Origin of the sequence: Streptomyces sp. NBC_00358 (assembly GCF_036099295.1) — a bacterium.
GTDB lineage: Bacteria > Actinomycetota > Actinomycetes > Streptomycetales > Streptomycetaceae > Streptomyces.
This window is the reverse complement of sequence record NZ_CP107976.1, coordinates 1,192,488-1,205,249: the sequence shown is the minus strand read 5'-3', so window position 1 is coordinate 1,205,249 and position 12,762 is coordinate 1,192,488. Positions and strand designations below refer to the sequence as shown.

Sequence of the window (12,762 nt, the reverse complement as noted above, 5' to 3'; positions counted from 1 at the left end):
CCCGTACGTGTCAGGGATCAGGGGTAGCTGACGAGATCGGCCACATTGGTCGAGGAGTTGGACGGGCCGCCCCGGTCGTTGACGACGTGCCGGATGGTGCCCGTACCGCCAAGGGAGACGGTCACCATGTCCTTGAAGCGCACGTTCGCGTTGACCGGCGCCTCGATGGCGTGCTCCGCGGCGACGGCGGAGTTGACGTTGAAGTAGCAGTAGCTGCCGAAGCCGTACACCTGGTGGCTCGTCACGGAGGCGGCGACCTTGTAGGCGGCGTAGCCCTGCGTCGAACCGTTCATCCACGCCGCCTGGTTGGGCGGGTCGTACGGCATCTCGTTCTGGTAGAAGTACGTGCGGCCGCCGTTGCCGTTCCAGATCGTCTGGTACTTCTGGTAGTGCTCGACGAACAGCCCGTACATGGTCACGTCGTCGCCGTTCACGACCAGCCCGGTGTCGGCCGTGTTGCTGGTCCAGCCGACCCCGCTGCCGTGGTCCGCGCGCCACAGCCACAGGTGGTCGCCGATGACGTCGTCGCTGTTGACGGTCAGGCTCGTGGTGGCCTTGCCGACGCCCGCGCCGCCGATGCGGAAGAACACGTCGTGCAGGGAGCTCGGGTCGGCGCTGTGGTCCGCGGAGGAGCCGCTCGGTCCCATCTCCAGCAGTTGCGCGGAGTTGGTGGTGCCCGCGTCGATCAGCAGCCCGGCCAACTGGACGCCGTTCACATCCGCGACCGTCATCGCGGTGACGCCGTTGTCGGGGACGAACGTGGCCAGGCCGAGGCCCAGTACCACGGTGTCGGCCCGGGTGACCTTGAGCGTCTGGTCCAGGTGGTAGACCCCGGGTGTCACCAGCAGGTTCCTGCCCTGGGCCAGCGCGTCGTTCAACTGCGCCGCGGTCGCGCCGGGCTTGACGATGAAGAAGTCGGAGAGCGGCAGGGAGGTCCCTGCGGGAGTTCCCGAACTCCAACTGGTGCCACTGGAGTTGGTGCGTACGGACGGCACGAACACCTTCCAGGCACCCGCCGCGTCGACGTAGAGGAAGGGCTTCTCGCGGGAGACCGGTGTCTGGTCCACCGTCGTGTACGGCGGGCTCGGGAAGCTGTTCGCCGGGGCGTTCTTCGCGCCGACGAACACCATGTTCCAGTTGGATCCGGTCCAGTTCGACCACTCGGTGTTCCGCGACAGCCACTGCTGCTGCGAACCGGAGTCGACCTGGCCGTCGATCTTCGTGTCGGCCATGTAGCCGCCGCTGGACCAGCCGCCGTCGTCCAGGGCGAGGTTGCCGCGCAGATGCATCCGCCGGTACGGCGCCGCCTGCGACACCGCCCAGCGGTCCGACCCGGACGTGGGAGTCACCGAGAGGTTCTCCGCCGAACGCCAGAAGTTCTGGGTCGCGTTGCCCTGGAACCAGTCCGCCTCGGCGTGCACCGAGCCCCGGATGTCGACGTCGTCGGGGGACAGCCCGAGACCCGCGACCTGGGTGTAGAAGCCGACGTTCGCGTTGGCGCTGTAGGTGCCCGGCTTGAACAGGAAGGCCTTGCGGGCGGTGCCGAACTGATTGGTCTCCTGCTGGGAGAACGCCGAGTCGAGACTGCTCTGGACGGTCGCGGCCGGGGTCGACGGGTCGAAGACGGTGACGTTCGGGCCCAGGTCCGGTGTCCCCGGCGGCTGTTGCGTGTCCACCGCGTTGACGGAGAAGGACTGGGCCGCCGTGCCGTTGCACGTGTACTGCTGGAGTTGCACGCTGTCGGCGGTGGAGGCGCTCGGCACATCGAGGCACTTGCCGCTGTTGCGGTTCACGAAGTGGTAGGTGCCCGCGGCCTCCGCCACGGCCTGCCACTGCTGGTTGGTGCCGCCGCCGTACGCCCACAACTGCACCGGCGCGCTGTCCGCGGCCGAGACGCCCGTGACGTCCCAGGCCTTGGTGGCGTCGGCCCGGTTGTCGACCTGGGAGTAGCCGCCCGACGTGGCGGCGAACTGCCACTGCTGGGCCTGGCTGCTGTTGCAGGCGTACTGCTGGACCGCCGTACCGTTCGCCGTCGCGGCGGCGCGGGCGTCGACGCACTTGCCGCTGCCCGTGTTGACGACGGTGGCCCAGCCGGCCGGCACCGCGGCGGCCTGGGCCACCGCGTCGTTCTGGGCTGCGGCGTTCTGCGAGCCGACGGCCAGGCCCGACAGCGTGGTCGCCACGAGAGCGGTCACCGTCAGCAGCCTGGCCGTTCGGTGGCGCCCGGACTCTCTTCGGGATCCGGGCAGGGTGAATCTGGACATGGGGGACACTCCTGAACTGGTGGGGGGTTCATGTCCGTGAACATCGAATGCATTCATGGAGTCGTGGTGATCGGTGAACCTAAAGGTCTGCACCAAAGACGTCAAGATATGAAACAAGGAACCCTTTGAAATCGGCGTCCACCACGAGGAGTTGAACGACCCGGTGATCGCCTCACCATGAACGCGGCTTCGGCGCAAGGGTGTTCATCGACATGTGGTGACGGAAGCCGAAGGCGGAACGCGGTTCACTTCTTGAAGGAACGTCGGACGCATGTCCGGGACGGTCGCGCGGGTGTGTGGTTCCTTACAAGGCGATGACATGACGGCGAACCGCGCCCACCGCACCCGCATCTCAGGGCACTCTGGTTCCGGGCCGGTGACTCCCGTCGTGGAGAGACACGGGAATCCACCGGCCACCGCGCCGACCGGCACCGCCGGTTCGTGTCCTGCGGCAAGGGAAGCGGCTGCCGCGGAACAGCGCCCCGGAGAACCTCCGGGGCGCCGTGCGTGTCCGGCCACCGCGGGGCGCGCGGCCCGTGGACCGTGGCGTGGCGCGGGTGCCCGGACACGCACGGCGTGTGTGCCGGTGCCGCTAGTCGGTGTTCGTGCCCCGCCGGTCGGATTCGAAGGCGGCGAGGGCGGTCTGCACCCGGTCCAGGTTCGCCCCGGTGTCGTTCGCCGCTTCGACCGTCAGCCCCGGCTCGTCGTCGCGCAGCGGCTGGAGGGTGGCGTACTGGGAGGCGAGCAGCTCCTCGGACATGAAGTGCCCGGTGCGGTGCGTGATGCGCCGCCGGGCGGTCTCCCGGTCCAGGTCCAGGTGCACGAACCACACGCCGGGCCCGGCCGCGCGGAGCAGCTCCCGGTAGGTGAGTTTGAGAGCCGAGCAGGACACCACCGCGCCGTGCCGGGACCGGGTCGCGTCGCGGATCCAGTTCGCGAGCGTGTGCAGCCACGGTTCGCGGTCGGCGTCGTCCAGCGGCAGCCCCGCGCTCATCCTGGCGATGTTCCGCTGGGTGTGGAAGTCGTCGCCCTCCACGAAGGGCACGTTGAGACGCTGGGCGAGCTCCCTCCCGAAGGTGCTCTTGCCGGACGCCGAGACGCCCATGACGACCACGATCGTCGGCGCGCTCCCGGGTGATGGCATGCGGCTCCTCGTGGATCGATCCGACAGGACAGGGGTGCCCACCGGAATCCTGCCGGGAGCGCCGGGACACCGGGCCCGTGCGGTGAGGCGGGTCCGGAGGAATGCACCCGGACGGACGCGCCGCGGACGCGGGGCGACGCCCCTCGGCGCGGAGCGGTTCCGCGCCGAGGCGGACCCGACCGCGGGGCCCTCTCGCCCCGCGCGGCGCCCGGGACCGGGCGGTTGCTCCGCCGGAGGGACCCGGCTACTTCCAACGGCCGAGTCGGGCGGGTCCGCCCTCGCCGTCCTCGGGCGGGAGTGGTTGCCTCGGGTGCGGGGCTTGCGTACCCGAGGCCGGCACGCCCACGGCGGACGGGAACCGCCCGCGGCCCAAGGGCACCGGCGCCGTGCCGGACGGGCACGCCCGGGACGGGCCGAGGGCGCGTGCCGGTCCCCGCACAGGGCGAACCGACGAATGGGAGACGGCAGTGACCTCAGGCGTGGACACCGGCGGGCAGCTCGGGACGCTGCCGCTGTTGCGGGGCCAGAAGGCGCTGGTGACCGGGGCGAACTCCGGCATCGGACTGGCGACGGCGATCGCCCTGGGCCGGGCGGGCGCGGACGTGGTCGTCAACTACGTATCCGGGCAGGAGGCCGCCGAGGACGTGGTCCGGCAGATCCAGGGCTTCGGCGTGCGGGCCTTCGCGCACGAGGCGGACGTGTCCGACGAGGGCCAGGTCGTCGGCATGTTCGCCCGCATGCTGGAGGAGTTCGGCACCATCGACATCCTGGTGGCCAACGCCGGTCTGCAACGGGACGCCTCCGTGACCGACATGACCCTCGCCCAGTGGCGCAAGGTCATCGACGTCAACCTCACCGGGCAGTTCCTGTGCGCCAGGGAGGCGACCAAGGAGTTCCTGCGCCGCGGTGTCGTGCCCGAGACCTCCCGCTCCGCCGGAAAGATCGTCTGCATGAGTTCCGTGCACCAGATCATCCCCTGGTCCGGTCACCTGAACTACGCCGCGTCCAAGGGCGGGGTCCTGATGCTCATGCAGACGCTCGCGCAGGAACTGGGCCCGCACGGGATCCGGGTCAACGCGGTCGCGCCGGGTGCCATCAAGACCCCGATCAACCGCAGCGCGTGGGAGACCCCCGAGGCCGAGGCGGAACTGCTCAAACTGATCCCCTACCGCAGGGTCGGGGACCCCGAGGACATCGCCGCCGCGGTGACGGTCCTGGCCTCCGACCTCATGGACTACGTGGTGGGCACGACCCTGTTCGTCGACGGCGGGATGACCCTCTTCCCCGGCTTCGCCACCGGCGGCTGAGGCGGTGGCGCCCGCGCTCACCCCGCACTCCTCGCCGACCCCGGCACCCGCGTTCCACCGCCGGCACCAGCCAATGAGGCCCGCATGAGCAAGGCATTCGTCCTCCTGGCCGGCACTCCCGGGCAACTGCTGCCCGCGCGCGAGCTGATGGCCTTCACCCTGGCCACCCACATCATCCTCGTGCCGCTGGGCGTGGCCCTGCCGTTCATCACCCTCGTCATGCACCACCGCGCCCTGCGCAGGAACGACCCGGTCGCCCTGCTGCTGGCCCGGCGCTGGTCGGCCGTCATGGCCGTGCAGTTCGCCGTCGGCATCGTCACCGGCACCGTGCTGTCGTTCGAGTTCGGGCTGCTGTGGCCGAAGATGATGGGCACCTGGGGAGACGTCTTCGGCCTCGGCTTCGGCGTGGAGGCCTGGGCCTTCTTCCTCGAAGCGGTCCTCATCGCCGTCTACCTCTACGGCTGGCGCCGCCTCCCGGCGTGGCCGCACTTCTGGCTCGCCACACCGCTGCCGCTCGCCGCGCTGATGGGCGCGTTCGGCATCATCGGCGCGAACTCATGGATGAACACACCCCAGGGCTTCACCCTGGACTCCCAGGGCAGGCCCACGAACGTCGACGTGCGCTCGGCCGTGTTCACCCCCATGTTCGGGCCCGAGTACTGGCACTTCGTCGTCGCGATGTTCCTGACGGCGGGCTATGTCGTGGCCGGGGTCTACGCGGTCGGCTGGCTGCGCGGCCGGCGGGACCGGTATCACCGGCTCGGGTTCTGCGTGCCGTTCACCGTCGCGGCGATCCTCACGCCCGTGCAGTTCTTCCTCGGCGACAACATCGCCCGGCAGATCTACGTGAAGCAGCCGGTGAAGTTCGCCGCCGCGGAGCTGGTCTGGAAGACCGGCTCGCACGTTCCCGAATACCTCTTCGGCCGGCTCCAGTCCGACGGCAGCATCAAGGGCGGCATCAAGATCCCCCAACTGGACTCCATCCTGGCCGGCGGCAGACCGAGCACCAAGGTCACGGGGCTCACCTCGGTACCCGCCGAGGACCGCCCCACCCCGACGCAGGCGAACATCGTGCACTGGGCCTTCGACATCATGGCCACCATCGGCAGTGTGCTGATCCTGCTCGCGCTCTGGTACGGCTGGTGCTGGCTGCGCCGCCGTGATCTGCCCCGCTCTCCGTGGTTCTTCCGGTGCGCGGCCGTCGCCGGAGTGGCCAGCGTGGTCACGGTCGAATGCGGCTGGATCACCACCGAGGTGGGCCGCCAGCCCTGGATCGTCTATCAGTACATGCGGGTCTCCGACGCGGTCACGCCCACCGCGGCCGGTTCGCTGTGGACGATGTTCGGCATCGTGGTCGCGGTCTACGTGCTCATGTTCGGCGCGTTCCTGGGCGTCGTCATGAAGATGAGCAGACGATGGCGTCTCGCGGGCGCGAGCCCCGGCGAGCCCGGCCACGAGCCGGAGGCCGATACGCCCTACGGGCCCCGCCGAGAAAGGGTCGACGCGGCACGCGGGCCCGCCGCCCCACCGGAGTCCGGCCCGCCGCCCGGCCCGGGAGACACGCGATGACCGCCACGGTGGCGGCCTGGGTCCTGCTCCTGGCGACGGCCGCCTACGCCTGCGGCGGCGGTGTCGACTACGGGGCCGGGTTCTGGGACCTGGCCGCCGGCGGCACCCGGCGGGGCAGCCGGCCGCGCCGTCTGATCGACGACGCCATGGAACCGGTCTGGGAGGTCAACAACGTCTGGCTGATCTTCGTGTTCATCCTCATGTGGACCGGCTTCCCGGTCTTCTTCGAGGCCGTGTTCAGCGCCATGTGGCTGCCGCTCGCCCTGGCCGCCGTCGGTCTGGTGCTGCGCGGCGCGGGATTCGCCCTGCGCAAACCCACCCACCGGCTGGCCCAGCGCCGGATCTTCGGCGCCGTCTTCGCCGTCGCCTCGCTGCTGACCCCGTTCTTCCTGGGCGCGGCGGTCGGCGGCGTGGCCTCCGGCCGGGCCGCCCCCGGCGTCACCGCCTCCGCCGACGTGTGGGCCAGTACGACCTCCATCGTCGCCGGACTCCTCGCCGTCGCGGCCACCGCGTTCCTCGGGGCCGTCTTCCTCACCGCGGACGCCCGTCGCTTCGACGCCCCGGACCTGATCGTCTACTTCCGGCGGCGCGCCTGGTGCAGCCTCGCCGTCGTGACCGTCCTGGCCCTGATCGGGCTCGGCGAGACCCGCGATCACACCGCCTACGTCTACCACGGCCTCACCCACGGTCTGGGGCTGCTGCTCGTCATCCTCTCGGCGCTGGCCGCGGCCGCCACCGCGTGGCTGGTCGCCGGACGGGCCGCGGGCTGGGCCCGGTTCACGTCGGTGGGCGCCGTGGTCCTGGTGATCGCCGCCTGGGGCGCCGCCCAGCGGCCCTACCTCATTCCCACCTCCCTCACGGTCCAGCAGGCCGCGGGCGCGGCGGGGTCGCTGCACTGGCTGCTGATCGTCACGGCGATCGCGATCGTGCTCGTGGGGCCCGCGCTGGTGCTGCTCTACCGCCTCGACACCCGAGGCCTGCTGGAGGCCCAGACCGACGCGGACGTCGAGGGCGGAGCGGGCAGTCCGGACGCGGGCTGACCGCTCCGGCGCGGGCCGACCGCCGCGCCCTCCCGGACAACGGACCGCGACGTACCGACCCGTCGGCCACAACAACCGTGCAGGGAAACGTCCATGACGGAGAATCAGATCCTTGAGGGCCTCGGACTGATCGTCGTCCTGGCCGTCGGCTCCCAACTGCTGGCCGGCCGGCTGCGGATCCCGGCCCTGATCGTCCTGCTGCCGGTCGGCTTCACCGCCGGCGCCCTGACCGACATCGTCAACCCCGACGAACTGCTCGGGGACGCCTTCTCCCCGATGGTGTCGCTCGCCGTCGCGGTGATCCTCTACGAAGCCGGGCTCGGCCTGAACGTGCGCAGGCTGCACGGACACATGCGGCGCGTCGTGGCGCGACTCATCTGGATCGGTGTCCTGATCACCTGGGCGGTCACCGCCGTTCTCGCGGTACCGCTGCTGGGCATGTCGAAGAGCTCGGCGGTCATGCTCGGCGTGATCCTCGTCGTCTCGGGGCCCACGGTCGTCGGCCCGCTGCTCCACTTCGTACGGCCCACCGAGCGGTTGCAGCACATCCTGATCTGGGAAGGGTCGCTGATCGACCCGGTCGGAGGCATCCTCGGGGCGCTCGTCTTCCACGCCGTCGTCGCCAGCGGCGGCAGAGGCCCGGGCGGCAAAATCGGTCAGTTCGCGGTGAGTTCGGCCGTCGGACTGATCGGAGGCGCGGTCGGGGCCGCCGTGCTGTGGTTCCTTCTCAGCCGCCTGCACCTGGGCGAGGTGCTGGGCACGACCGTGCAACTCGCCGCCGCGGTCGGCGTGGCGGCCCTGTGCGACGTGATCCGGGACGACACCGGACTCATCGCCGCTGTCGTCATGGGAATGGCCCTCGCCAATCTGCCGGGCGTGTCCCTCCCGGCGCGCCGCCCCTTCCTCGAGACGCTGGTGTCGCTGATCATCGGGCTGCTGTTCATCTCCATCTCGGCTACGGTCACCCCGGCGTCGCTGCGCCACATCATCCTGCCCACGCTCGTGCTGGTAGCCGCCCTGGTCCTGGTGGTCAGGCCGCTGGTCGCGTTCCTGTCCACCGCCGGAACGGACGTGCTCCGCGCCGAGAGGGCGTTCATCGGATGGATGGCACCCCGCGGAATCGTCGCCGCGTCCACCGCCTCCACCTTCTCCGCCGCACTGGTCTCGGATCATGTGGGCGGCGCCCAGAAGATCCTGCCCGCCACCTTCCTGGTGATCGTCACCACGGTGACGCTGTACGGGCTGAGCGCGCACCCCGTCGCCCGGCGTCTGGGCGCGCTGCGTCCCGCGCGGGCCCGGCCGTTGCTCGTGGGCGGCGACCCCTGGGCGATCGACCTGGGACGCGCCTTTCGCTCGGCGGGCCTCGACGTGCTGATGTGGGCCGGACGAGAGGAGCAACGCGACCTGATCCGGGAAGCCGGACTGAGCCTGGCGCCCGGTGAACTGCTCGCCGCCGCCACCGGCGAGGGAGCGGAACTCGAAGGGATCACCGGCGTCCTGCTGCTCACCGAGGAGGACGACTTCAACGCGCTGGCGTCGGAGACCCTGCGCGGCACGGTCGACGGGTTCGTCCACCGGCTCGGGCCGCCCGGTCTGAGCCACGGCGTGGTCGCCCCCTACACGACCGGCGACACCCTGTTCGGGGCCGAGCTGAACAGACCGGAGCTGGCCCGCCGCTACGAGAGCGGCGCGCGGATCACCTTCCGCCCCGTCGGACCGGGCATCCCGGCCGGGCACGCGCTGCTGTTCCTCGTACGGCCGGACGGGCGGCTGGAACCGGTCACCGAGACCAGCGCCCCGCGGCCCGGGGCCCAGGACACCGCGATCCTGCTCGGTCCGGCCCGGGTGACCGGCGCGGTACGGGCGGACTGACGGCGGGCCCGGCGCCGCGGACCGGCGGAGGGCCGAGTGCCCGGCCCGACGACGGCCCCTGCGGGCCGGCCGTCACCGTCGCGTCGGAACACCAACGGTCCCGTACGAATTGCGGTCCGCCGCCCGGCTGGATCTCATGGTTGTCATGCAGCGACAAGCCTCTGAGCCAGACGACCTCGTGCCACCGATGGAGCGTTCGCACTGGGTGGCCTTCGCCGGGATCCTGCTCATGGTCAGTGCCCTGTTCAACCTTCTCAACGGCTTCGTGGCGATCTTCAACCACGGCTACTACTCGAAGGTGTACTCCCAGGGCAACCGACTGCTCATCCTCAACTACACGGCCTGGGGCTGGATCTTCGTCGTCCTCGGCATCGTGATGGCGCTCGCGAGTCTCGGCGTGTTCGTGGGCTCCAGGGGAGCGCGGCTGACGGGCATCTGCCTGGCCGCGTTCGCCCTGGTCGCCCAGATGATCTTCCTGCCGGTGTACCCGTTCTGGTCGGTGTTCACGATGCTCGTGTCCCTGCTGGTCATCTACGGCCTGCTGACCGAGCCGAAGCACGTGCACGGGGCCCGGGTGTAGCCGGAGCCGGCCGCTCACAGGAGGGCGATCGGGTTGACCGGTGAGCCCGTGGCCGCCGGTAGTCGGAGCGGCGCGACCACGCACAGGAAGGACCAGCGTCCCTCCGCCTCGCAGATCTCCGCGAGGTCCTCGAACTGCAGGTAGTCCAGCAGATAGAGGCCCAGGGCGTGGATCGCCAGGACATGGGTGGGGAAGCCCACCGTGTCGACCGGGCTCGGGGCGGTGTCGTTGTTGCCGTCGCCGCCGAGCGCGGCGACCCGCCGGTCCGCCAGGAACTCGATCGCGCCGGGATGGATCCCCGCCCGTGCCCGCGCGCTGTCCCACGGTCCGCACTCCGCGCGCCGACGGCGGTGACCGACGCGCACGAACAGCAGGTCGCCCGCCCCTACCCGTACGTTCTGGGCGGACTCGGCGGCGACGAGGTCCCGCGCGGTGACGCTGTCGCCCGGCTCCAGCCAGGGCACACCGCGCAGCCTCGGGATGTCGAGCAGGACTCCGCGGCCCACGAGCCCGTCGCGGACCGCGTCCACGGACAGTTCCGTGGCCCCCTCGGCGGTCAGCGAGGTCGCCGGGACTCCGCCGTGCAGGGTGCCGTCGTAGATGACGTGGCAGAGCGCGTCGAGATGGCTGTCGGCGTCTCCGTGCACGTTCATGGCGAACCGGTCGAAGGCGAAGTGCAGGCCAGGGGCGCCCGCCTCCCCGGCCGGCGGGCCGGTCAGCCGGTGGACCGCGGGCTCCGCGTTGTCCGGTCCGGGCCGGGTGTCCACCGGCGCGGCCATGGTGACCGTCCGTCCGGCCCTGACCTCGGCTGCGGCGGCACGCAACTGCTCGGGCGTGACGTGGGGCGCTCCCTGGCCGGGGCCCTCGGCACGGTCCCGGAGGCGTCGGTACAGCGTCCGGAACTCCTCGGGGCTCATCCGCGGTGCGCCGGCGGTTTCTGTGGGATCGGACATGAGCGTGCTCCCGGCGATCTCGGTTCAGGGGATCTCGCTACAGGGATCCAGGTACGGCGGTGTCGGTACGCCTGCGTCCGTACGGCGGTGTCGCCCGGTCTCCGTCCCGCAGCCGGTCGAGGGCCTCGTCGAGCGTGGTGGCCGCCATGATCAGCGACAGATGCGTGAACGCCTGGGGGAAGTTGCCCAGTTGCTCGCCGGTCGGGCCCACTTCCTCCCCGAAGAGGCCCACATGGTTGGCGTAGGTATGCATCTTCTCGAACGTGTAGCGCGCCTCGGCCAGCCGGCCGGAGCGGGCCAGCGCGTCGACGTACAGGAAGGTGCAGAGACTGAAGGTGCCCTCCGAGCCCCGCAGGCCGTCCGGGGAGGCGGCGGGGTCGTAGCGGTAGACGAGGCTGTCGGAGACCAGGGTCCGGCCCATCGCGTCGAGCGTCGACAGCCAGGTCGGGTCCTTCGCGCCCAGGAACCCGACCCGGGGGATGAGCAGGAGCGAGGCGTCCAGGACATCGCCGCCGTAGTACTGGACGTACGCCTTCTCCTTGTCGTTCCAGCCGCGCTCCATCACCTGCTCCAGGACGGCGTCCCGGGCCCGGGTCCACAGTGCCGTGTTCGCCGGGCGGCTCCAGGCGCGGGCCAGCCGCAGGCCGCGGTTGAACGCGGACCAGCACATCACCCGGCTGTAGGTGAAGTCCTTGCGCCCGCCCCGGGTCTCCCAGATGCCCTCGTCGGGGCGGTCCCAGTTGTCGGCGAGCCAGTCCAGGGTGCGGGCCACGGCCTTCCAGCCGGCGTAGTCGGCCTGGATGCCGATCTCGCGGCCCTCCGACAGGCCGTAGAGGGCCTCGCCGTAGATGTCGAGCTGGAGCTGGTCGGCGGCGGCGTTGCCGACCCGTACGGGCGAGGAGCCCCGGTAGCCCTCGAAGTGGTCCAGGATCTCCTCGCCCAGCAGGGGTGTCCCGTCCACCCGGTACATGATCTGCAGCGCTTCGCCCTCCCGGTCCAGGCGTTCCATCAGCCGTTCGCGCAGCCAGTGGGTGAACGCCGTGGCCTCCTCGGCGAACCCGAGGTCGAGCAGCGCCCGCAGGGACAGAGATCCGTCCCGTACCCAGGTGTAGCGGTAGTCCCAGTTGCGCTCGCCGCCCACCTGTTCCGGCAGGCCCATCGTGGCCGCGGCGACCGGGGCGCCGGTGGGCGCGTACGTGAGGAGCTTGAGGGTGATCGCGGAGCGGTGCACCATGTCGGGCCAGCGGCCCCGGTACCGGGAGGTCCGCACCCAGCCCTGCCAGAACTCGATGGTCTCCGCCATGTTCCGCTCGGTCCCGTCCACGGTGGGCGGCGCCGGTGCCGTGGCGTCCGGCCCGTCCACCGTGAACACGGCCGTGGCCATCTCGCCGGCGTTCAGGGTGACGGCGCCGCGGACGTCCTGTCCGGCCCGCTCCAGCGGAAAGGTGCTCTGCAGGAACGCGGTGATCCCCGGACTCCGGAAGACGGCGCCGTCAGGACCGAGGACGAGATCGTGGCCGGCGCGCGCGTAGTCGAAGCGCGGGCGGCACTCCAGGTCGAACCGGATGGTGCCCCGCACCGTCCGCACCGCCCGGACGAGGCGGTGCCGGGCGGAGGGGGTGCCGGTGCGGTCCGGAGCCATCCAGTCGAGTACCTCACCCACCCCGTCGGGTGACATGAACCGGGTCACCAGTACGGCCGTGTCCGGGTAGTAGAGCTGCTTCCAGGTGCCTTCCGGGAGGGAGGGCGCCAGCCGGAAACAGCCCCCGCCGTCGTGGTCGAGCAGCGCGGCGAAGATGCTGGGGGAGTCGAAGCGCGGGGCGGCGAACCAGTCCACGACGCCCTTGGAGGAGACCAGAGCGGAGCACTGGAGATCGCCCACCAGTCCGTGGTCGGCTATGGGCGGATAGCGGTCCATGGTGATCCAATCTCGAGGATCCAGGCATCTTCACTATCCGACATGGTGGACATACGCGCTTGTTCGCCCGTGCGGGTGACGGCTCGGGCGGGTGACGGCTCGCGGGAGGCGGCCG

General features: G+C 71.0%; 9 protein-coding genes. 5 read left to right on the top strand and 4 right to left on the bottom strand.

Translation table 11 applies throughout. From position 1 onward, the window contains the following. Positions 1 to 17: 17 nt before the first annotated feature. Together OHT01_RS05050 and OHT01_RS05045 are read right to left on the bottom strand one after the other, a co-directional pair. Positions 18 to 2,264 (bottom strand): RICIN domain-containing protein, encoded by a 2,247-nt coding sequence (locus OHT01_RS05050; RefSeq protein ID WP_328551898.1) that lies wholly within the window; start codon positions 2,262 to 2,264, stop codon positions 18 to 20. Between the two features lie 592 nt (positions 2,265 to 2,856). Next, entirely contained in the window at positions 2,857 to 3,408 is a 552-nt protein-coding gene (locus OHT01_RS05045) for a gluconokinase (protein WP_328551897.1), read from the bottom strand. Positions 3,409 to 3,920: 512 nt separating this feature from the next. Here OHT01_RS05045 and OHT01_RS05040 point away from each other — a divergent pair. The 5 genes from OHT01_RS05040 (at position 3,921) to OHT01_RS05020 (ending at position 9,776) form a co-directional block, all read left to right on the top strand. Continuing rightward, positions 3,921 to 4,715 (top strand): SDR family oxidoreductase, encoded by a 795-nt coding sequence (locus OHT01_RS05040; RefSeq protein WP_328558029.1) that lies wholly within the window; start codon positions 3,921 to 3,923, stop codon positions 4,713 to 4,715. 84 nt (positions 4,716 to 4,799) lie between these two features. Further along, a complete protein-coding gene (locus tag OHT01_RS05035; RefSeq protein WP_328551896.1) occupies positions 4,800 to 6,284 on the top strand; it encodes a cytochrome ubiquinol oxidase subunit I in 1,485 nt (494 codons plus the stop codon). Continuing rightward, positions 6,281 to 7,324: a cytochrome d ubiquinol oxidase subunit II gene (locus tag OHT01_RS05030; protein ID WP_328551895.1), complete on the top strand. Its 1,044-nt coding sequence runs from the start codon at positions 6,281 to 6,283 to the stop codon at positions 7,322 to 7,324. The genes OHT01_RS05035 and OHT01_RS05030 overlap by 4 nt, the downstream gene beginning before the upstream one ends. A gap of 93 nt (positions 7,325 to 7,417) precedes the next feature. After that, on the top strand, positions 7,418 to 9,196 hold the full coding sequence (locus tag OHT01_RS05025) for a cation:proton antiporter (protein WP_328551894.1): 1,779 nt from the start codon (positions 7,418 to 7,420) through the stop codon (positions 9,194 to 9,196). Positions 9,197 to 9,383: 187 nt separating this feature from the next. Next, entirely contained in the window at positions 9,384 to 9,776 is a 393-nt protein-coding gene (locus OHT01_RS05020) for a DUF7144 family membrane protein (RefSeq protein ID WP_328551893.1), read from the top strand. 14 nt (positions 9,777 to 9,790) lie between these two features. On the opposite strand, the gene OHT01_RS05015 is transcribed toward OHT01_RS05020, so the two are convergent. Then, positions 9,791 to 10,693, bottom strand: coding sequence for a cyclase family protein (locus tag OHT01_RS05015; protein ID WP_405918386.1), 903 nt, complete (start codon positions 10,691 to 10,693; stop codon positions 9,791 to 9,793). A 73-nt stretch (positions 10,694 to 10,766) separates the two neighbouring features. Beyond that, on the bottom strand, positions 10,767 to 12,647 hold the full coding sequence (locus OHT01_RS05010; RefSeq protein ID WP_443043354.1) for a glycoside hydrolase family 15 protein: 1,881 nt from the start codon (positions 12,645 to 12,647) through the stop codon (positions 10,767 to 10,769). Between the last annotated feature and the right edge of the window lie 115 nt (positions 12,648 to 12,762).

Coding starts and splice junctions, on each gene's coding strand:
- OHT01_RS05015 (WP_405918386.1), bottom strand. CDS start 10,693: ATGAGCCCCGAGGAGTTCCGGACGCTGTACCGACGCCTCCGGGACCGT.
- OHT01_RS05010 (WP_443043354.1), bottom strand. CDS start 12,647: ATGGACCGCTATCCGCCCATAGCCGACCACGGACTGGTGGGCGATCTC.
- OHT01_RS05045 (WP_328551897.1), bottom strand. CDS start 3,408: ATGCCATCACCCGGGAGCGCGCCGACGATCGTGGTCGTCATGGGCGTC.
- OHT01_RS05035 (WP_328551896.1), top strand. CDS start 4,800: ATGAGCAAGGCATTCGTCCTCCTGGCCGGCACTCCCGGGCAACTGCTG.
- OHT01_RS05050 (WP_328551898.1), bottom strand. CDS start 2,264: ATGTCCAGATTCACCCTGCCCGGATCCCGAAGAGAGTCCGGGCGCCAC.
- OHT01_RS05030 (WP_328551895.1), top strand. CDS start 6,281: ATGACCGCCACGGTGGCGGCCTGGGTCCTGCTCCTGGCGACGGCCGCC.
- OHT01_RS05025 (WP_328551894.1), top strand. CDS start 7,418: ATGACGGAGAATCAGATCCTTGAGGGCCTCGGACTGATCGTCGTCCTG.
- OHT01_RS05020 (WP_328551893.1), top strand. CDS start 9,384: ATGGAGCGTTCGCACTGGGTGGCCTTCGCCGGGATCCTGCTCATGGTC.